This window comes from Bacillus sp. LQ01 (genome assembly GCF_057624735.1).
This window is the reverse complement of sequence record NZ_JBYEZL010000005.1, coordinates 152,733-177,336: the sequence shown is the minus strand read 5'-3', so window position 1 is coordinate 177,336 and position 24,604 is coordinate 152,733. Positions and strand designations below refer to the sequence as shown.

The 24,604-nt window shown below is 31.1% G+C and carries 2 protein-coding genes; both read left to right on the top strand.

Features of this window, described 5'->3' with window-relative positions:
- Positions 1–552: 552 nt before the first annotated feature.
- A complete protein-coding gene (locus AC22L0_RS25160) occupies positions 553–16,374 on the top strand; it encodes an amino acid adenylation domain-containing protein (RefSeq protein ID WP_487272510.1) in 15,822 nt (5,273 codons plus the stop codon).
- Positions 16,375–16,679: 305 nt separating this feature from the next.
- Complete coding sequence (locus tag AC22L0_RS25155) at positions 16,680–24,533, top strand: amino acid adenylation domain-containing protein (RefSeq protein ID WP_487272509.1); 7,854 nt, start codon at positions 16,680–16,682, stop codon at positions 24,531–24,533.
- The last annotated feature ends 71 nt before the right edge of the window (positions 24,534–24,604 follow it).

Here is a 24,604-nt window from a genome sequence, read left to right as displayed (position 1 = left end):
TCGCACTCTATTTTCTTCCTGCAACCTTCTATATCAAGTTATCAAAGAACTTCATATAGCAAGTTTATCAAAAGTTTTTGGCTATGCCAAACCGAAAGTCATCTCCGACCTATCGTAGGGCTACGCCCTTCACACGCTTGAGGAAGGAGAATTCTTTCGGGGAATACGTTAAATTAGATTCCTCAGATATATACCAATAGTTATCTTTACTTATTCATTTTCTTAATTATGTGCTGTAGTAGCGTTATCTGTAACTTGTGATATGAGGTTTAATATTTGTCTTTAATTTAATTATCGTAAAAAATTTCTGATTATTTTAATTTTTTAGATAAATTTTTATCATATGTTTTTTGCATGAAAATAAGGAAATTTTTCTCGTAGTAAGTTAAATTCTTTTATAGAATTCCTTTTAGTAACTTCTAAATAGGGGGGATTGTATACCTTGTTATGAACGATGAATTTTTTATTTAATTCATTCTCTATATTTTTAACAGTAATAAAATAATAAATAATTTTGGTAATGGATAATTACTAAAAAAGGGGAAATCCAACATGTCTATTAAGAATTCTGGTGAAATAAACAAGGGTGGTATAAGAACTTACGATGAGATTACAGTAGCAGAGCAAGATATGATATTAAATAAATTCAATTCTACAAAAACCGAATATCCAAGAAATAAGACCATAAACCAGCTATTTGAAGAACAAGTGGAGAGAACACCTGAAAATATTGCAGTTGTGTTTAAAGATAAACAACTCACATACAGGGAACTTGACGAGAAATCCAATCAATTAGCAAGGATGTTAAGGAATAAGGGTGTTAATACAGATGCTATTATAGGATTAATGATTGATAGATCACTTGAAATGATAATTGGAATAATGGGTATTTTAAAATCTGGAGCAGCTTACCTCCCAATTGATCCTGATACTCCAAAAGCAAGAATTGATTATATGTTACGGGATAGTCATACCATGATTTTATTGACTCAAGAGAAATTCATTAAGAAAATCGAATATGATTTAGAAATAATTAATTTGGACGAGCTAGATTCAAGTGACTTAAGTACAGATAATCTGAAACATGTAAATCGTTCTGATGATACAGCTTATATTATTTATACATCGGGTTCTACTGGAATACCAAAGGGAGTTATCATTTCGCATTATAGTGCTATCAGAGTCGTTCGAAATACAAATTACATAGAAATAAAAAATAATGATACCATTCTGCAGCTTTCGAATTATTCTTTTGATGGATCAATTTTTGATATATATGGTGCGCTGTTAAATGGGGCGAAATTAGTAGTGATAGAAAAAGATACAGTCACGGATATAAATAAGCTTGGAAATATAATTAAGCAAGAAAACATAAACGTGATGTTTATTACAACTGCTTTATTTAATGCGCTTGTAGATATGAAAATAGATTGTTTAATCAATATAAGAAAAATATTATTTGGTGGAGAAAGAATTTCAGTCTCCCATGCAAGAAAAGCATTAGAATTTCTGGGGAAAGATAAACTCATTCATGTATACGGACCAACGGAAAGTACTGTTTTTGCCACATATTACTTTATAAATGAAATAGATGAGAATGTTGACACTCTACCTATAGGTAAACCGTTAGCAAATACTTCAGTTTACATAGTAGATGAAAAGAAAAATTTACTTCCTATTGGTGAACCTGGAGAACTTTGTATTTCTGGTGATGGATTAACTAAAGGGTACTTAAATAATGAGCAGCTAACATTAGAGAAATTCGTTAAAAACCCATTTGCAGAAGGAGAGCGTTTATACCACACAGGAGATTTGGCTAGGTGGTTACCTGATGGGAATATTGAATTTATAGGAAGAATTGACCATCAAGTAAAGGTTCGGGGATTTAGGATTGAACTTGGAGAGATAGAGAGTCAGTTATTAAAGCATCAAAATGTAAAAGAAACTGTAGTTGTAGCAAGAGAAGAAAAGGACAAGAGCAATTATATTTGTGCATATCTAACATTAGTAGGAGAAGTTACTGTTGAAGAATTAAGAAGATTTTTAGGTGAAAAGTTACCTGATTATATGATTCCTACTTATTTTCTTAAGTTAGATAAAATGCCGTTAACAGCAAATGGAAAAATAGATAAAAAGTCTTTACCTGAACCAGATCGAAGTTTTAATACCGAGGTTGAATATGAGGAACCAAGAAATGAGATTGAAAAACAGCTCGTTTTAATGTGGCAGGAAACTTTGAATCTAAATAAAGTTGGTATTAATGACAGTTTTGCAGTTCTTGGTGGGCATTCAATAAACGCAATGGAGCTTTTATCTAAAATGAATGACAGGTTAAGTGTTGATTTACCATTAAAGGAACTGTTTAAATTATCTACAATAAAGAAAATAAGTGCTTACATCGAAACAAACAAGGGAGAAATTATAGAGAACCGACAATTTACAAAAACTACAGATTTAAAGAATTTACATGAACCTTTCCCACTTACAGGTATACAATTAGCCTATTTAATAGGAAGAGATCCGGCTTTTGAAATTGGTGGAGCAGCTACAAATTTAACGGTTGAATTTGAAATAGATATTAATATAGATAGGTTTAATAGTGCATTACAAAAATTAATTAATAGACATCCAATACTAAGAACAATAGTTTTTGAAAATGGAACACAAAGAATCTTAGAAGGAGAACTATTTTATTCTGTAGACACAGTAGATGTAAGGAATTTAAATCAAGAAGATATAATGATACGTATATTGGAACAAAGACAAAAAATGATAGCTAAAATCATAGATCCAAGTACTTGGCCATTATTTGAGATAAAAGCATTTATATTACCCAATAATCAAAAATATTTTTGTTTAAATATAGATCCACTAATTTGTGATGACAGTAGTATGAAAATATTAATCAAGGAATTTAAAATGTTTTACAATCAGCCAAGTCTGCAGCTGCCTGAGCTGGAGTATAATTTTAGAGACTATGTTTTAGCAACCAATGAATTTAGGCAATCTAATCGATATAAAAAAGATGAGAAGTACTGGTTAAATAAATTGGATAATTTCCCAAGTGCACCAGCATTGCCTTTAAAATGCAACCCATTAGAAATTGAGAAACCTACATTCAATAAATGTTCGGAATTTTTAGAACGTGAAACATGGGATAAATTAAAACAAAAAGCAAGAGAAAAAAATCTTACCCCTACATCGGTTTTATGTGCTGCATATGCTTATGTCCTAGCATATTGGAGTAATCAGAGTCAATTTGCAGTAAATTTAACTGTTTTTAATCGGATACCGTTTCATCAAGACGTAAAAAAAATCATTGGGGATTTCACAACTCTAATGTTATTAGATATTAATGCGAAAGATAGTATTGATTCATTTTGGAAATTTGCTGCGAAGGTACAGGATACATTGTTAGAAGCCCTTGAACATAGACATTATGATGGTGTGGATTTTATAAGAGCTATTGGGAAAAAACATAGAATGGTTAATCAAGCTATAATGCCTATTGTATTTACAAGTGTATTGAGTGAGGACTCAGATGATTCATTTAATCATTTGATAGATTTTGAAAAAATTAAATTTTTTAGTACAAGAACATCCCAAGTTTATATAGATAACCAAGTTTATGAATTAAATGGAGGTTTATATATTACATGGGATTACGTTGAACAATTATTTGAGATTAATGTTATTAAATCAATGTTTGAACAATATATAAATGTATTAAATCAGGTTATATTTAATGATCAAGTGTCAGGTATTAACCTTAGTGAGAATAGCATAAAAGTTATTGAAACCTATAATGATACAAACAAAAAGTTTGATAAGTGTACTTTACATGAAATGTTTGTGAATCGAGCAAAACTAGTACCAGATAAGGTAGCTGTAATTCATCATGATGATTCGATAACTTATAAAGAACTAAATGAAAAATCGAATCAAATTGCAAGATACTTAATGGATCAGGGAGTTAGAAAAGGTGATTACATTGGTGTGATAGGTAAGCGATGTATAGATACCATTATAAATTTGTTTGCTGTTTTAAAGGCTGGAGCAGCATATATACCACTTGATCCTGATTATCCTGAAGAAAGAAAAGAATATATAAAAAAGAAAAGTAATTGTAAGTTCTTTATAACACCTTCTACCTATAAAGATGAAAATATTAGGGAATATTCTGGTGATGAAGTCAATATAAAAGTAGATGAAACAGATATGGCATATGTTATTTTTACTTCTGGTAGTACAGGGAAACCTAAAGGAGTTCAAATAACTCATGGTGCAGCAACAAATACAATTATAGATATTAACGAAAAATTCTGTGTGACAGAAAATGATAAAATTATGGGGATTTCTTCACTGTGCTTTGATTTGTCAGTTTATGATGTTTTTGGTGCATTGAGCTGTGGAGCGGCCCTTGTAATTATAGATGATCAAAGGGATGTATATAACCTAAAAAAAGTTGTAAAGAAAGAAGGAATCACAATTTGGAACTCAGTTCCAGCAATTATGGAACTGACAGTGGACTTATATAATGATAGTGAACAGGATGATAGTCTAAGGCTTGTATTGCTTAGTGGGGACTGGATACCGCTGGAACTTCCTCAGAAGATAAAGAAAACTTTCAAAAATGCGGAAGTTATTAGCTTAGGTGGAGCAACTGAGGGGTCAATATGGTCCATATATTACCCTATTAAGGAAATTAAGGGTGATTGGAAAAGTATACCATATGGAATGCCGTTGGCTAACCAGAAAATTTATGTATTAAATCAAAATAAGCAATTGTGTCCCGTAGATGTAGAGGGAGAATTGTACATTGGTGGAGTGGGAGTAGCAAGTGGGTATATAAATGATATTGAAAAAACTAAGATGTCATTTATTTCGCACGAAGAATTAGGATATATTTACAAAACTGGTGATTATGGTGTGTTAAAAAAGGACGGATATGTCGAATTTTTAGGAAGAAAAGACAGTCAAGTTAAGATAAGGGGATATAGGGTAGAATTAGGGGAAATTGAAAATTGTATAATCAAATATAAAGGTGTAAATAAAACAGTAGTAATTGACTATACAAACGATAATAAAATGAAAAGCCTGTATGCTTTTGTAGTTTCAGATGAAGACATAAACCCAAATGAACTAAAACAATATTTGCAAAATCAGCTCCCAAATTATATGATTCCATCAAGATTTTTCAAAATAGATGAAATACCATTGACTGTAAATGGGAAAGTAAATAAGAGTATTTTGGGGGAATTAATAAAAAATCATGAACTAGATGAAGTTGCAGCAACTACATGTGAAGAAGCAGAAAATGAAATTCAAGCCCAAATATTAGATATATGGAAAGATGTATTTGGAATAGAAAACATAGGAATAGATACTAATTACTATGAAATAGGCGGAGATTCATTAAAAGCGATATCGATTGTTACTGAAATTAAAAAGAGAATGAATATAGAGGTGCCTATAGGAGAAATATTTAAAAATGACACTATAAAGGTATTAGATCAATATTTGAAAAATAGCCAAGACAATCATAGGGGAAATATGATTGAAAGGGTATCGAAAAAGGATTATTATGCTACATCGCCTTCTCAAAAACGAATGTACATGCTTTCTATGATGGAAAATAATAGAGGAGCATATCATATTCCTATGGCGTTACTTGTCGAAGGTGAAATCGAATGTAATAGACTTGAAAATGCATTTAGAAAATTTATAGATAGACATGAAATCCTGAGAACAGGATTTGAAGTATTAGATAATGAATTAGTTCAAAAGGTTTATGATAAAGTTGATTTTGATTTGGAATACCAATGTTTAGATATAGTCGTAACAGATGATGAAGGTTTAAGAGATTTAACTAGCAAAATGTGTAAGGAATCAACAAAGCCTTTTGATTTAAGTAAACCATCATTAATGAGAGCTAAATTAATTAAAATCGGAGTAGAGAAGCATATATTGGTTGTTAACTTCCATCACATAATAGCAGATGGGGTATCACAAGGAATATTTATGAATGAAATACTCGATTTATATAACAATCTTGATTTACCTAAGATAAATATACAATACAAGGATTATGTAGAATGGAATAATACGTATAATCAATCTAATGCTATAAAAAAACAAGAGCAATATTGGCTGAATTTATACAGTCATCTGCCATCTAAATTAGAATTACCTTATGATTATAGAAAAGAAAATATTGATACCTTTGCAGGAGAAAATGCATACTTTCATATAGAAAAAGAGTTATCTGAACAGATAAGAAGGGTAGCTAAGGATACAGGGTCAACTTTATATATGCTTATGCTTAGCGCTTATCATATATTACTTCATAAATATACTGGAAAAACTGATATCGTTGTCGGAACAGCAGCATCAGGTAGGTTACATCAAGATTTACAAAATATTTTTGGTGTGTTCGTCAATACTATTGCTTTAAGAAACAATATAGATGCTACAAAAAGTTTTAAAGAAATTTTGGAACAGGTAAAAGAAAATACAATTACAGCATTTGAAAACTCAGAGTATCAGTTTGACGAACTAATTCGCAGTATAGACTATGAAAGAGACTCTAATAGAAACCCTTTATTTGATACCATGTTTGTATTGGAAGACGCTAAATTATTTACTAAGAAGCAAGGTGCTTTAAATCTTAGTCCAATTATATTTGAATTAGATAATGCAAAATTCGATATCACTTTTAATATCTTAGATTATGACGATGAGATCGTGTTAAATGTCGAATATAGTACTGGATTATTCGAAAGAGACACAATATTAAGAATGACAGAAAATTATATTAATATTCTGAGGGAAATATCAGAAAATCTTTCGATAAGTGTAAATAAAATAGATATGATCCCACAAGAAGAAAAGCGCTTTTTATTGTATGAACATAACGATACAAATGTAGATTTCTCTAAAAACCAGTTAATACACAAGTTATTTGAAGAACAAGTAGAACGAACGCCAGATAGCATTGCAGTTGTTTTTGAAGATAAGCAATTGACATATAGGGAGTTAAATGAAAAATCTAATCAATTGGCAAGAGCGTTAAGAGAAAATGGTGTTGGTTCTGATAAAATAGTAGGAATATTATTAGAACGTTCGGTTGATGTGATTGTGGGAATTATGGGGATTTTAAAAGCTGGTAGTGCGTATTTACCAATTGATCCTACATATCCTATAGATAGAATTAAATATATACTTCAAGATAGTCAAACTGAAATATTATTGACCCAGGATAAATTAATTAATTTAGTTGATTGTACAGAAGTTGATGATATTAGCATTATTAATATTCATAATGAGCATTTGTTTAAATACGGAACCGAGAACTTACGTATTGATAGCAGCAGTAAAGATTTAGTCTATGTCATTTATACATCTGGTTCTACTGGAAAGCCAAAAGGAGTTATGGTGGAGCATCATTCATTGGTGAACTTATGTAATTGGCATAATTCCTTCAATGAAATAAGTGAAACTGATAAAAATGCTAGTTATGCAAGTATAAGTTTTGATGCATTTGCTTGGGAAGTATTTCCTTATATCATAGCGGGTTCAGAGATTCATATTATAAATGATAATTTAAAATTAGATATTACGAAATTAAACAAATATTTTATTGAAAAAGAGATTTCAATAAGCTTTTTACCTACACAAGTATGTGAACAATTTTTAATGCTTGAAAATACATCTTTAAGAAGATTATTAACAGGTGGAGATAAACTAAATTATTTTGAAAATAAAAGTTACCAGATTGTTAATAACTATGGTCCTACAGAGAATTCAGTAGTAACAACAAGCTTTATTATAGAAAATTCTTATGACAATATACCGATAGGAAAACCAATATGTAATACAAAAGTTTTTATTTTAAACGAATCTAATGGGCTTTGTCCATTGGGAGTGCCAGGCGAGCTTTGTATCAGCGGAGAAGGTTTGGCCCGTGGTTATTTAAATAGACCAGAGCTCACAGCAGAAAAATTCATTCCAAATCCATTCATTCCAGGGGAAAGGATGTATCGAACAGGAGACCTTGTGAGAATGTTACCTGATGGAAATATTGAGTTTTTAGGAAGAATTGACCATCAAGTGAAAATTCGTGGTTTCAGGATTGAACTGGGTGAGATAGAGAGTCAACTTCTAAAACATAAGGAAGTAAAAGAAGCTGTTGTTATCGCAAGAGAAGATAGTAATAATCATCAATATTTATGTGCGTACTTTACTTCCGAATCATCGAAGGGCGAGACTAGGGTTCAAGAAATTCGAAAGTTTTTGGCAAAAGAGTTACCAGAGTATATGATTCCTGCTTTTTTTGTTCAGCTAGACAAGCTACCACTTACTACAAATGGGAAAGTGGATCGAAAGGCTTTACCAAGTCCTGATGAAAGTTCGGTTGCAGGAGTAGTAGAGTATGAGGCGCCAAGGAATACAGTCGAAGAAAAGCTTGTATCCATTTGGCAAGATATTTTAGATATAGAAAACATAGGAATTCAACACAACTTTTTTGAAATTGGAGGCCATTCACTGAAAGCGACTACGATGGTTTCTAGAATCCATAAGGAACTTATGGTGGAGATACCTTTAGGACAAATATTCCAAGCACCTACTATAAAAGGGATTGGAGAATTTATTGACTCTACAAAAGAAAGTGTATATGCATCCATCAAAAAAGTAGAAGAACAAGATTATTATCCGCTTTCATCTGCCCAAAGAAGACTCTACATTTTAAACAAAATAGAGGGTAGCGGAGTATCTTATAATATGCCTTTCGCTATGAAAATAAAAGGTGATTTAGATGTTCATCAGCTTGAACAGGCTTTCCATAAATTAATCGAAAGACATGAAGCTTTAAGAACTTCTTTTGTAATGGTAGATGGTGAACCAGTTCAAAAGATTGAAAAAGACATAGATTTCCAAGTGACGTATAGAGAAATGGGTACCAATAAGCTAGATGATATAATCAATGGATTTGTTAAACCGTTTGATTTGGAGAAGACTCCTCTTTTACGGGTTGAAATCATACATGTTACAGATGATGAGCACGTGATGGTATTAGATATGCATCATATCATTTCAGATGGTGTATCAATGGGGATTTTCATGCAGGAATTAGCTGAATTATATAATGGTCAAAAATTATCTCCATTAAGCATTCAATATAAAGATTATTCTGCGTGGCAAAGAGGCTTGTTTACTCAAGAAGAAATCACAAAGCAAGAAAAGTATTGGATGAATGTGTTCAATGAAGAAGTACCAGTACTAAATATGCCAACGGACTATAAAAGGCCAAAAAGAAGAAGTTTTGCTGGAGATAGAATCAATTTAAAAATCAATAGTGAAACTTATAATCAGTTAAACAAGTTGGCTACAGAAAATGAAGTTACTATGTATATGCTGATGTTAGCAGGATACACGACTTTGCTTTCTAAATATTCAGGGCAAGAGGATATAGTAGTAGGATCACCAATTGCAGGAAGAAAACATGTAGATTTAAATAATGTAATGGGAATGTTTGTGAATACCCTTGCGATGAGAAATTATCCAAAGGGCAATAGATCTTTTAGAGAGTACTTAAAAGAAGTAAAAGAAAATACATTGAAAGCATATGAAAATCAGGATTATCAATTTGAAGAATTGGTAGAAAAGGTAAATGTAAGAAGAGACATTTCACGAAATCCACTATTTGATACGATGCTGGTATTTCAACACACTGATAATATGCTATTAAATTTGGATGGACTAAAGGTTAGCATGTTAGAAGATCAGAGGAAAATAGTTAAGTTTGATATTACTATACATGTAAGTGAGTTAGAGGACGGATTAGGATTAGAAATTGAATACTGTACGGCTCTCTATAAAAAGGAAACAATAGAGAGGTTTTTAGAGCATTTTATAAACGTCTTAAGAGAAGTAGTAGAAAATCCAGAACAGAAATTAAGTGAAATAAATATATTAACAGAGAAAGAAAAAAGTAAGTTATTAAACGAATTTAATAATACCAAAGGAAAATATGCTAAAGAAAAAACACTTCCAGAGCTTTTTGAAGAACAGGTAGAGAAGACACCTAATAATGTGGCACTTGTTTTTGAAAATCAAAGTATAACATATAAAGAGCTAAACGAAAGGGCAAATAGCCTTGCGCATATACTTCGCGAAAAAGGAGTTGGTCCTGACGTAGTAACGGGAATAATGGTGGAACGCTCTATTGAAATGATAGTAGGTATAATGGGGATTTTAAAAGCTGGAGGAGCTTATTTACCGATTGATCCAACTTATCCTAGGACAAGAAAAGAATATATGTTACGTAATAGCCATATAGAGATACTATGCGTAACGAATGAGGTTCATAGCGATATATCTTTTCATGGACAAATTATACAATTAGATAAATTAGAATATAAAGAAAATAGAGCGAATATCAGTAAATTAAATAGTCCCCGAAATTTAGCTTATGTAATATATACATCAGGTTCTACAGGGAATCCTAAAGGGGTAATGATAGAACAAAATAGTGTAAATAACTTAGTCAATGGGTTAAATGATGTAATTTATAAAAGGTTCAATACTAATGTTAATGTCGCGTTGCTAGCACCATTTATATTTGATGCATCGGTGAAACAAATATTTGCAACATTACTTTTAGGGCATACCTTATTTGTTGTGCCAAAGGAAGTAAGTTGGAATGCAATGAGTTTAATTGAGTATTATGCAACAAATAAAATACATGTATCGGATGCTACTCCGGCACATTTAACAATGCTTAGCTATGTAAATAAAATAGAACAAGAATTAGAAATTAAAGAATTTATTGTAGGAGGAGAGGCATTAACGCCTTATTTAATCAAAGGTTTATTTGAAAAATTTGCTGATTTTAAACCTAATATCACAAATGTTTATGGGCCTACAGAGTGTTGTGTAGATTCCACAAGTTATAGAATTGAGTTTGATCAAATAAGCGGTGATAAGGTAATTCCGATTGGAAAACCAATTTTAAACACTAATATATATATATTAGACAAGGGAAATAATCTTCAGCCAATTGGAGTAGCTGGGGAACTGTGTGTATCAGGTGAGGGGATAGCAAGAGGATATTTGAATAATCTAGAATTAACAGCTGAAAGGTTTATTGAAAATCCATTTAATAACGGTAAATCTATGTATCGAACTGGAGATCTTGCAAGGTGGTTACCTGATGGGAATATAGAATTTTTAGGACGGATAGATCATCAGGTGAAAATACGTGGTTATCGAATTGAACTTGGAGAAATAGAAAGTCAACTGTCAACTCATCAAGATATCGAAGAAACGATTGTTATAGCTAGAGAAGATAAGGAAAGTAATCAATATTTATGTGCGTATATCGTTTCACAAAAAGAATTACATGCAAGGGAAATTCGAGAATATTTAGAACAGAAACTTCCGGATTATATGATTCCTGGATATTTTGTGAAATTAGATAAACTTCCGTTGACAACGAACGGGAAAGTAGACAGAAAAGCACTTCCTGAACCAGATGGAAGTATTAATACTGGGGTAGAGTATGAGGAACCGAGAAATGAAGTGGAAGAAAAGCTCGTTGAAATTTGGAGAAGTATTATTGGGATAGAGGATATAGGGATTAATCATAATTTCTTTGTATCTGGAGGAGATTCCATTAAGGCAATCCAAATTATATCTAGATTATCTAGAATTGGTCTTAAACTAGAAATGAAAGATTTATTTGCAAATCCAAAAATTAAAAATCTTGGAAAATATATAAAACGAGAAAAGAAAGAACAAAAGGTTCATGAAATAGTAAAGGGGGAAGTAGAATTAACCCCGATACAAAGCTGGTATTTTGAGAAAAACCAAGAAGAGATACATCATTTTAATCAATCGTTCATGCTATTTAGAGAAAATGGATTTGATGAAAAACAGATAGAAGAAGTATTTAATAAAATTATGGAACATCATGATGCTTTACGCATGATATATAAAGAAAAAGAGGGAGAAATAATTCAATATAATAGGGGTTATGACAAGAACCTATTTGATTTATATATTCATGATGTTAAGGGCGTTGAGAATAAGGAAGAGAAGGTATATGAAATTGCTACAAATATTCAAAAAGAGATGGATATTAAAGAAGGTAAACTTGTAAAGCTTTGTATATTTAAATCGGATGAAGGAGATCATCTTCTGATTGCGATTCATCACCTTGTAGTGGATGGAGTATCATGGAGAATCCTACTCGAAGATTTGGAGACTTTATATTCACAACTAGAAAAGGGTGAAAAGCTAGAAATAGGATTCAAAACAGATTCCTATAAAGAATTTGCATCAAAGTTAAAAGCTTATAGCGTGAGTAGGGAATTAATGAAAGAAAGGGAATATTGGACAAGTATATCAAAAGAGAATGTACAGTTTATCCCTAAAAAGAAAGAAATCACAAAAAACAACTTTGAAAATAGTAGTACAGTAAGTATTACATTAGATAAAGAACTCACTACATCTTTACTTAGAAATACAAATAGGGCATATAACACAGAAATAAATGATATTTTATTAACAGCTTTAGCAGTTGGAACCAGAGAATTGACGGGGAAATACAAGCTAAAAGTAAATATGGAAGGGCATGGAAGAGAGGACGTAATAGAGAATTTCGAAATCAATAGGACTGTTGGCTGGTTCACGACGATGTATCCAGTGCTTTTAGATATAGGGAATGAAAATGAACTTTCGACCAACATAAAGACAGTTAAAGAAACTTTGAGGAAAATACCAAATAAAGGAATAGGTTATGGGGTATTAAAACATTTAGCAAAAGATAAGGGATTTATGAATGAAGAAAAGGCACCAATTTCATTTAACTATTTAGGTGAATTGGATCAAGATATTAACAGGAGAGAATTCTCTGCATCGAAATGGTCTATAGGTGAAACAGTGGGTAAGAAAATTAATAGGAATACATCTATAGAAATGAATTCAATGGTTTTAAATGGTGAATTGGTTATTCATACAACATTTAATAAATTAGAATACAGTGAAAAAATGATAAAGGACTTAAATCAGAAATATAAAGAAAGTCTTGAAATGATAATTAATCACTGTGCGAATAAAGTAGAACCAGAACAAACACCTTTTGATTATGGAGATATAAATATAACATTAGAAGAACTTGAAGAAATAAAAGAAAAATACAATGGTTTTATTATTGAGAAAATATATCCGTTAGCAAATATGCAAAAAGGGATGTTATTCCACGCATTAGAAGATAAAAATTCAAGTATGTATTTTGAACAAATTGTAATGGATATAAAAGGGACTGTGGATGTAGATATTTTAGAAAAATCATTTAATACAATAATGAGGAGACACGAAATATTAAGAGCAGCATTTGAGTATGAATTAGTGGAGGAACCAAGACACGTCATACTTCAAGATAGAAAAGTAGGTTTCAAACATTATGATATTCAAGACGAAAGCATTGAGCAGAAAACAAAGTTTATAGAGAATTATTTACAAAATGATAAACAAAAAGGCTTTAATTTAAGTGAAGACACATTAATGAGAATTAGCTTAATTCAAATGAATCAGGATTCATATAAATTGGTATGGAGTCATCATCACATATTGTTAGATGGATGGTGTCTTGGGATTATATTAGGTGAGTTATTTGATGTTTATGGAAGAAAGATGAAAGGTGAAGATAGCCATTTAGCGGAGCCAACACCATATAGTGATTATATAAGATGGCTGGAAGAACAGGATAAAGAAGAAGGATTAGCACATTGGAAGAGCTATTTGGATGGATATGAAGAACAAGCACAGGTTCCTAAAATCTTGAATAAAGTTAATGAGTATAAAAGAAAAGAAAAAATGATAGAATTTTCAAAAGCAATGACTCGTAACATTATTCAACTCGCAAATAGAAATCAAGTTACTTTTAATACCGTACTGCAGGCAATTTGGGGCATTCTTTTAGCGAGGTACAATAATATAGAAGATGTTGTATTTGGAACAGTCGTATCAGGAAGAGAGGCAAAAGTAGAAGGAATTGAAGCGATGGTAGGATTATTCATTAATACAATTCCGACTCGAGTTAAACTGGAAAAAGATAGTAGTTTTAAAGAGGTTTTAAGAAATGTCCAGGATGAATCAATAGAAAATAATAAATATAACTATATAAATTTAGCTGAAATTCAATCTTTACATGATCTAAAAAGAAATTTAATTGATCATGTAATGGTATTTCAAAATTATTCACTGGATGATAGTAGTTTTAATCATGCAGAAAGTAATACAGGTTTTATGTGTCAAAATATAAGGGGAGAAGAGCAAACCAATTATGGATTCAACATTGTAGCAATTCCTGGAGAACAGTTAGTATTAAAATTAACTTATAACGAAAAGATTTATCCACAGGAAATAATAGACAATATAGAAATGCATCTTAAAAAAGTAACGGAACAAGTTGTTATAAATGAGGATAAGAAATTAAATGAGATAGACATAATCCCAGAGAAAGAGCGAGATGTATTATTGTATAAATTTAATGATACAAAGACGAATTATCCGAAGGATAAGACTATACATCAGCTGTTTGAGGAACAGGTAGAGAAAACGCCTAATCATATTGCCGTTGAATTTGAAGGCACTAAAATGACGTATCAAGAATTAAATGAAAGGTCTAATCAAGTTGCTAGATGGTTACGAGATAAAGGGATTACTGCAAATACAATTGTGGGAATTATGGTTGAGAGATCCCCTGAGATGATAATTGGAATAATGGGTATCTTAAAATCAGGTTCAGCTTATTTGCCGATAGATCCTAAATCTCCTCAGGATAGAATCAAATTTATGATACAAGATAGTGATATTCAAATTCTATTAACGCAGGAGAAGTTCATTAATGATTCCTCATTGGATGTAGAGATGGTTAGTTTAGATAAGAGTGAGAATTTTCAATTGAGTAAAGAGAATTTAGCTCCTATCAATGATTCTGGGAACATAGCTTATATCATATATACATCGGGCTCTACTGGAGTACCAAAAGGTGTGGTTACATCACATTCTAATGCAGTAAGGGTTGTTCGTGACACAAACTATATTAAGATTGATGCAGATGATATTATTTTACAGCTTTCAAATTATTCTTTTGATGGATCCGTATTTGACATCTACGGTGCATTGTTAAATGGTGCAAAATTAGTGATGGTATCAATAGATACAGTATTGAATTTAAATAAGCTAACAAAATTAATAAAAGAAGAAAAAATTAGTGTTATGTTTATAACTACAGCCTTATTTAATACGTTGGTTGATTTAGAAATAGAGTGTCTATCTAATATAAGAAAAATCCTTTTTGGTGGTGAAAGAATTTCAGTATCACATACAAAACGAGCATTGGAGTATTTAGGGAAAGATAAGCTGATTCATGTATACGGTCCGACAGAAAGTACTGTTTTTGCTACGTATTATTGTATAAATGAAATCAATGAAGAATTCGACACAATACCAATTGGGAAGCCATTAGCAAATACTTCAGCATTTATAGTAGATGGAAATCAGAGACTACTTCCAATCGGCGTAGCTGGAGAACTTTGTTTAAGTGGAGCAGGATTGGCTCATGGATATTTAAACCGACCAGATTTGACAGCAGAAAAGTTTGTCTCAAATCCATTTATACCAGAAGAAAAAATGTATCGAACAGGGGATCTCGTTAGGATGTTGCCTGATGGAAATATTGAGTTCTTGGGTAGAATAGATCATCAAGTGAAAGTTCGTGGTTTCAGGATTGAACTTGGTGAGATAGAGAGTCAGCTACTTAAATATAAAAAAGTAAAGGAAGCTATTGTTATCGTAAGAGATGATATTCATGGTGAAAAATATATATGCGCTTACTTTACTTCTGAAACATGGAAAGATGAATTAATAATTCAAGAAATTAGAAAGTATCTAACTAAAAAGCTTCCAGAGTATATGATTCCTGCATTTTTTGTTCAACTTGATAAGCTACCGCTAACTACAAATGGGAAAGTAGATCGAAAGTCATTACCAAAGCCTGATGGGAATGTAACAACTGAGGCAGAGTACGTAGCACCAAGTAATTTTGTAGAAGAGACTATTATTTCAATTTGGGAAGAAATCCTAGGCATCAAATCTATTGGAATTTCTCATAACTTCTTTGAAATAGGAGGAAATTCACTGAAGTTAATGAGTGCTGTTGCTGCTATTAATAAAGTTTTAAATACAGATATAAGCATTCACAATTTCTTTGAGAATCCAAGTGTAATGGGTTTAGCAAATTATATCCTATCAACTGAACATGATCGTCAAAATAGTTCTTATGATTATGTTGAGGAAGAGGTATAACGGTTTAAAATGAAATTCATTTCTTTTGGAGGTAAAAGATATTAGTAATAGGTGTAAAAAGGCAGATTTTCTATAATGTTGATTGTTTTGAGATTTAAGATTTAATTATAAGAAAAGGGGATTTATCCTAGGAAAACTGTACAATCTATACTTCTTCTCAGCAGAGAAAAAGGAATAGATTGTGCAGTTAAACTAGGCCCAATGGTTTGAATTTCAAAGATGTATATGAAATTTGATAGTTGTTTTAGTTATTTACTAATAGTGTGAGAAATTGAATGGGCACCGCGAAGGGAATGATTCTAGTTATGGATATTAAAGGGTTTATAAATGATTTGAAAAAATCAAACATTTTCTTATATCAGAATCAAGGGAAGATAAAAATTATTGGACCTCGTGAACTAATAACAGCTGAATTAAAGGGAAAAATAAAGTTATATAAAGAAAAAATTATTATAGCTTTAAAAAATGAAGATATAGAAAAAAAGAATGAAATTCCAAAAGCGAAACAATCAGAAAATAATTGTTATACCTTATCAATGGCACAAAAAAGGATGCTTATTTTAAATAATTTGGAATCTAAAGGTACGACATATAATATTCCTTTAGTTATCAAAATCGTGGGCGATTTTCAAATGCAAGTTTTTGAGAATGCTTTTAAGGCACTAATTGATAGACATGAAGCATTAAGAACATCCTTTGTAATGATTGATGGAGAAGCAGTTCAAAAGATAGAAAAAGAAATAGATTTTAAAATTGAATATAGTGAATTAGGAGAAGATAGCGTATCAGAACGAGTGGCACGATTTATAAGACCTTTTGATTTAGAGATAGCTCCGCTTCTAAGGATAGAGATTTTACGTGTTAATCAGAATGAGCATATCATGATGCTTGATATGCATCATATTATTTCAGATGGAGTATCAATGGGCATTTTAATGAAGGAGTTAGCTGATTTAGTTAGAGAAAAAGAATTAGCGCCATTAAAAGTTCAGTATAAAGACTATTCGGAATGGCAAAAAGAATACTATAAAGGAGATAACATAAAGCAGCAGGAGGAATATTGGCTCAAGGTATTTGAGGGTGACATTCCAGTTCTGAATATGCCAACTGATTTTCCAAGACCACAAATACAAAGTAGTGAGGGAGATAGGCTTGGTTTTGAAATAGATTCTGAACTAACAAATAAACTTAAATTTCTTGCAAGGGAAAATGGAGTTACTATGTATATGCTTCTTTTAGCAGTATATAAAACGCTTCTTTCTAAATATACAAGGCAAGAGGACATAATAGTTGGTTCACCAATTGCGGGAAGAACACATGATGATTTAAAAAATACAATTGGCATGTTTGTCAATACCCTTGCAATGAGAAGTTATCCAAAAGCAGATACTAAATTCATTGATTATTTAAAACAAGTAAAAGAAAACACATTAAATGCTTATGAGAATCAAGAATATCAATTTGATACATTAGTAGAGAAACTAAATTTAAGAAAAGAAACAAGTAGAAGCGCATTGTTTGATACGATGTTTGATATACAAACTCAAAATAATTTTGAGTTTAATATAAATGGAGTAACCACTGAGGTTTGCGATATTGATTTTAATGTGGCGAAATTTGATTTAAGTCTTACGGCGATAGAATATACAGATCATTTGAAATTTGATTTGCAATATTGCACAAAATTATTTAAAAAAGAAACAATCAAAAGACTTGCAGGTCATTTAGTAAATGTAATAAAGGAAATTACCAATAATCCGGGGCTTAAATTAGGAGAAATAAATTTACTTTCAGAAGAAGAAACGGAAATCATATTACACAAATTTAATGATACTATGGCCGAATTTCCTAAAAATAAGACCTTAAACCATGTATTTGAAGAGCAGGTTCTAAAAACACCAAATCATATTGCAGTTATATTTGAAGAGGAACAATTAACATATAAACAACTAAATGAAAAAGCAAATCGACTGGCAAGGTTGCTTAGAAAAAATGGTGCAAAGCCGGATACTGTAATAGGAATTATGGCGGATAAATCCCCAGAAATGATAATTGGCATATTGGCGATTTTAAAAGCTGGAGCAGCATATTTACCAATTGACCCTGAGTATCCTGAAGAAAGAATTGAATATATGCTAAAAGATAGTGAAGCAAAATTAGTTGTTACTCAGGAGTACTTACAATTCAAAGTAAGAACAGTTCCAAGTATTTTATTTAATGATGAAGAAATTAGTTCTTTAAATAAGGACAACCTAGAAAATTTAAATCATTCATCTGATTTAGCTTATTTAATATATACGTCAGGTTCTAGTGGAAAGCCTAAAGGGGTTATGACTACACATCGTAATGTCATTAACTATATTTATGCATTTTCAAAACAAATTACTTTAAATGAAGAAGATTCTATATTACAAGTAGTTTCATTTTCATTTGATGCTTTTACGGAAGAAACATTTCCTATTTTGGCTAATTCAGGAAAATTAATCATTAGTAAAAAAATTGGTGATCTGAACATAGATGAGCTAGTTAAAAATATTGAAAATTATAATGTGACTTTAGTAAGCTGTTCACCACTGTTACTCAATGAAATTGATAAAAATAAGCATTTAATACTTAATAAAAATATGAAATTTATTAGTGGTGGAGATGTTTTAAAGTATGAATATATAAAAAATATTATTGAGATTGCCGATGTTTATAATTCATATGGTCCTACAGAAACAACTGTTTGTGCAACATATTATAAGGTCAGTTCCAATGATTATATGGGAATGAGTGTACCTATAGGTAAACCACTAAGCAATTATAAATTGTATGTTTTGGATAATAATGCTCAATTACTGCCGATAGGAATACCTGGTGAATTATATATAGGTGGAGAAGGTGTAGCGCGAGGATACAAAAATAAAAAAGAATTAACTGAAGAAAAATTCAAGTCTAATGCTTTTAGTTTAGGAGAACGAGTGTATCGGACTGGAGATTTAGTAAGATGGCTACCTGATGGAAATATTGAATTTTTAGGTAGAATAGATAATCAGGTAAAAATTCACGGTTTTAGAATTGAACTGGAAGAAATTGAATATCACTTATTAAGACAATCGAACATAAAAGAAGCTAAAGTAATTGATAAAGAGGGGATAGATGGAAACAGATATCTTTGCGCATTTATTACAGTTAATGATTTGAATGAAGAACTGAACATAGATAAAGTGAGAGAGTTGCTTGCCAAAGAGCTTCCTGGTTACATGATTCCTTTGCATTTCATAGAGATGGAAAAATTGCCGATTACACTTAATGGAAAAGTGGATGTGAAAGCATTACCGGAACCAGATTTCAATAAATTTATAGAAAATCATTATGAAGCACCTCGAAATCTAGTAGAAGAGAAGTTGGCTTTAGTGTGGAAGGACGTTTTGGGTATAGAGAAAATTGGAATAAATCATAACTTCTTTGAAGCTGGAGGACATTCACTAAAAGCTTTTTCATTGGTATCAAAGATACACAAAGAATTAAATGTTGAAATACCATTAAAACAAATATTTAATTTTCCTACTATCAAAGGCATTGGCGAATATATAAAAGGGAAAGAAACGAGTACTTACTCAAAAATAAAGAAAGCTGAGGAAAAGCAATTTTATAATCTTTCATCGGCTCAAAAAAGGCTATATATTTTAAATCAAATAGAGGATAGTGGAATTACTTACAATCTACCAGTTGTTATACAAATGAAGGGGCGCTTTCAATTGGACACTTTTGAAAAAGCCTTTAAAGCATTAATTGATAGACATGAAGCATTAAGAACTTCTTTTGTAATGATTGATGGAGAACCAGTTCAAAAGATAGAAAAAGAAATAGATTTTAAAATTGAATATAGTGAATTAGGGAAAGAGAACGTATCAGAACGAGTGGCGCGATTCATAAGACCCTTTAATCTAGAGGTAGCTCCTCTTCTAAGGGTAGAAATCGTACAAGTTAGTCAGGATGTGCATATCATGATGCTTGATATGCATCATATTATTTCAGACGGAGTATCAATGAGCATTTTGATGAAAGAGTTAACAGATATATTTGAAGAAAAAAAATTAGCGCCATTAGAAATTCAATATAAAGACTATTCAGAATGGAAAGAAAAGTTTTGTAACGGTGATAATATAAAGAAACAGGAGGAATATTGGCTTAAAGTATTTGAGGATGAGATACCAGTTCTGAATATGCCAACTGACTTTCCAAGACCACAAATACAAAGTAGCGAGGGAGATAGATTAAGTTTTGAAATAGATTCTGAACTAACAAACAAGCTTAAAATGTTTGCAAGGGAAAATGGAGTTACTATGTATATGCTACTTTTAGCAGCATATACAACGCTACTTTCGAAATATACGGGACAAGAAGACATTATAGTTGGCTCGCCAACTGCAGGAAGACAACATGATGATTTGAAAAATACTATTGGTATGTTTGTTAATACTCTTGTGATGAGAAATCGTCCTAAAGCAGACAGTAGATTCATTGATTATTTGAAGAAAGTAAAAGAAAACACCTTAAATGCTTATGAAAATCAAGATTATCAATTTGATGAGTTAGTTGAAAAGCTAGCCTTAAAAAGGGATATTAGTAGAAACGCATTGTTTGATACGATGTTTTCTATTCAAAATTTAGATAATCTAGAGTTGAATATAAAAGGCTTAAAAATCGAACCGTATGACATTGATTTTAAAGCGGCAAAGTTTGATTTAAGTTTATCGGCAATTGAAAATACAGATCATATAGAATTTATTTTAGAGTATTGCACAAAATTATTTAAAAAAGAAACTATACAAAGAATTGGAAATCATGTAGTTAATATCTTAAAAGAAATTGTTAATAATCCTGAACAAAAATTAAGTGAAATAAATTTGCTTTCACAAGAAGAAAGAGAAATGATATTAAACAAGTATAATAATACTGCTGTTGAATATCCAGTAGGTACTATACACGAACTTTTTGAAGAGCAGGTTAAAAAAACACCAAATCATATAGCTGTAGTGTTCGAAGAAAAGCAGTTAACCTATGAAGAATTGAATAAAAAAGCAAATAAACTAGCTAGAACTTTGAGAGAAAAAGGTGTTGTACAAAATAGTATAGTTGCAATAATGGTGGATAGATCAGTAGAAATGATTGTAGGAATATTGGGGGTTCTAAAAGCTGGAGGAGCATATCTGCCGATAGATCCAGAATACCCTACAGAGAGAATAGAATTTATGCTTGAGGATAGTAATGCGGACATTATTATTACCCAAGAACATCTAACGGATAAAAATGGTTCCTACGGTGAAGTAGTAAATATAAATCATATAGATATATATGATATCGATGAAGATAATTTGAATCATATCAATTCACCAGATGATTTAGTGTATATCATATATACATCAGGAACAACTGGAAACCCTAAAGGTGTGTTAGTAGAGCATAAAAATTTGGTTAATGCCCATTACACTTGGAGAGATCACTATGAATTGTCAAAGTATGAAGTAAATTTATTACAAATGGCTAGTATGTCGTTTGATGTATTTGCAGGGGACTTATGTAGAAGTTTATTAAATGGCGGGACAATGTATATAGTACCGAGTCATATCAAGCTAGAACTGGATTTATTATATAAGACAATTAAGAAGTATAAGATTAATATTTTTGAATCCACTCCAAGTCTTATTATACCTTTTATGAATTATGTATATGAAAATAATTTTGATCTCACGACATTACGATTATTAATATTAGGTTCTGATAGCTGTCCTATACATGAGTACAAAAATTTGGTTAAAAGATATGGGGAGAATATGAGAGTAATTAATAGCTATGGAGTTACAGAAGCAACTATTGATTCTAGCTATTATGAAGAAGAGTACGATTATATACCACAAATGGTAAATACTCCTATAGGAAAGCCGTTAAATAACACAAAATATTATGTTTTAAACTCTTTATTAGAACCACAACCTATAGGGGTGTATGGTGAATTGTACATTGGTGGAAAAGGTCTTGCAAAAGGATACTTAAACAAGCCAGATCTTACTCATGAAAGGTTTGTTTCAAATGGCTTTATACCTGGTGAAAAAATGTATAAAACAGGAGATTTGGCAAGATGGCTTTCAGATGGAAATATTGAGTTTTTAGGAAGAATAGACAATCAAGTAAAGGTTCGAGGGTTTAGGGTAGAAATAGGAGAAATTGAAGCTAAACTATTAGGTAATCAAAATATAAATCAGGCGGTAGTAATTGATCGGAAAGATAATGCTGGTTTTACCTATTTATGTGCATACATAATAGCTAAAGAGGAGCTAACTACAAGTGAATTAAGAGACTACTTGTCAAATTATTTACCAGATTATATGATTCCTTCATTTTTTATTCAATTAGATAAAATGCCTCTTACACCGAATGGAAAAATAGATAGAAAAGCATTGCCTCTTGTACAAGAGGGGGACCTTTCTAAGGGAACAGATTATGAAGCGCCTCGAAATGAAGTGGAAGAACATCTTGTATCAGCTTGGCAGGATGTCTTGGGTATTAAAGAAATTGGAATTAACGATAGTTTTTTTGAGGTTGGTGGAGATTCTATAAAAGCGTTACAAATAGTTTCTAAACTATCGAAAGTGAATCTTAAACTCAAAATTAAAGATTTATTTGAAAACCCGAAAATTAAAAATCTTAGTAAGTATGTAAAAAATGAATCGAGAGTAAAGAAAAACTATGAAATAATTCAGGGAAATGTTCCTTTAATGCCAATACAGAAAAGACATTTTGTATTAAACGAAGCATTAAATAATAAAGAGCTAAATCACTATAATCAATCATTTATGCTGTATAGAAAAAATGGATTTGAAGAACAGATTGTAGAAAAGGTGTTTCGTAAAATTTGTGAAAAACACGATGCTTTACGAATGATTTATAAAGAGGAAAATGGTGAAATTATTCAATATAATCGTGATTTAAATGGGGATTTCTTTGATTTATATGTCCATGATATTAAGAATCAAGATAATCAACAGGAGATAGTGGGTCAACTAGCAACAAATATACAAAAAGAAATTTCGATTACTGACGGTAAAATGTTAAAACTTTGCATTTTTAGAACAAATGAGGGTGATCATTTGCTTATTACTATCCATCATCTTGTAATAGATGGAGTATCATGGCGAATATTATTCGAAGATTTCGAAATGTTATACAAACAAGCATATCTCAATGAAAAACTTGATATAGGTTTTAAAACGGATTCATTTAAGGAGTTTTCAGAAAAGTTAATGGATTATGCGGTAGGTAATAAACTTCTAAAAGAAAAAAAATATTGGGCAGACATATCTAAAATGAAAGTAGATTTTTTAGCAAAAAATGAAGAAATAGATGTGACCGATTATAAAAATAGCAAGACCTTAACCATTTCACTAAATAAGGAGAACACTCAAAAGTTATTGGGAGAAACAAACAAAACATATAATACTCAAATAAATGATATCCTTTTAGCGGCTTTGTTAGTAACAGTAAGAGATTTAACAGGAGAAAACAGGCTGAAAATTCTCATGGAAGGTCATGGAAGAGAAGAAGTCATTGAAAACATAGATGTTAGTAGGACTATTGGGTGGTTTACTACAATATACCCTGTATATTTTGATTTAGGTAAAGAAAAAGAAATTTCTATGAGTATAAAATTGGTAAAAGAGGCTTTAAGAAAAATTCCTAATAACGGAATAGGATATGGGGTTTTAAAATACCTAAAAAAGGATCAAGATTTGTTAAATGATGAAACGGCACCTATATTATTTAATTATTTGGGAGAAATGAGTAAAAAAGCGACCGATGAAGAATTTTCTGCATCATGGCTATCACCTGGCGAAAGTATAGGTGGCGAAAATGCAAGAGATGCTTCTATAGAAATTAATTCAATAATTGTAGAGGATACATTAATAATAAACACTACCTTCAATGAAGGGGAATATTCTGAATTTTTAATCGCTGATTTTAACCAAAAGTATAAAGAGAACCTTGAAATGATAATCGATCATTGTATTAATCAAACGGAATCAGAAAAAACAGCTTCCGATTATGGTTACAATAAAATGTCACTAGAAGAGCTTGATGAGTTACTAGGTGAATATGAATTCATCGATAATTAAAGCCTGGAGGCAAAACACAATCATAGCGAATACTTAATTGTACAAATCATATTTATAATTTTTGTGCCTTT

Excerpts from the sequence above, each read along its gene's own strand:
- AC22L0_RS25155 (WP_487272509.1), top strand. The coding sequence starts at position 16,680 with ATGGATATTAAAGGGTTTATAAATGATTTGAAAAAATCAAACATTTTC.
- AC22L0_RS25160 (WP_487272510.1), top strand. The coding sequence starts at position 553 with ATGTCTATTAAGAATTCTGGTGAAATAAACAAGGGTGGTATAAGAACT.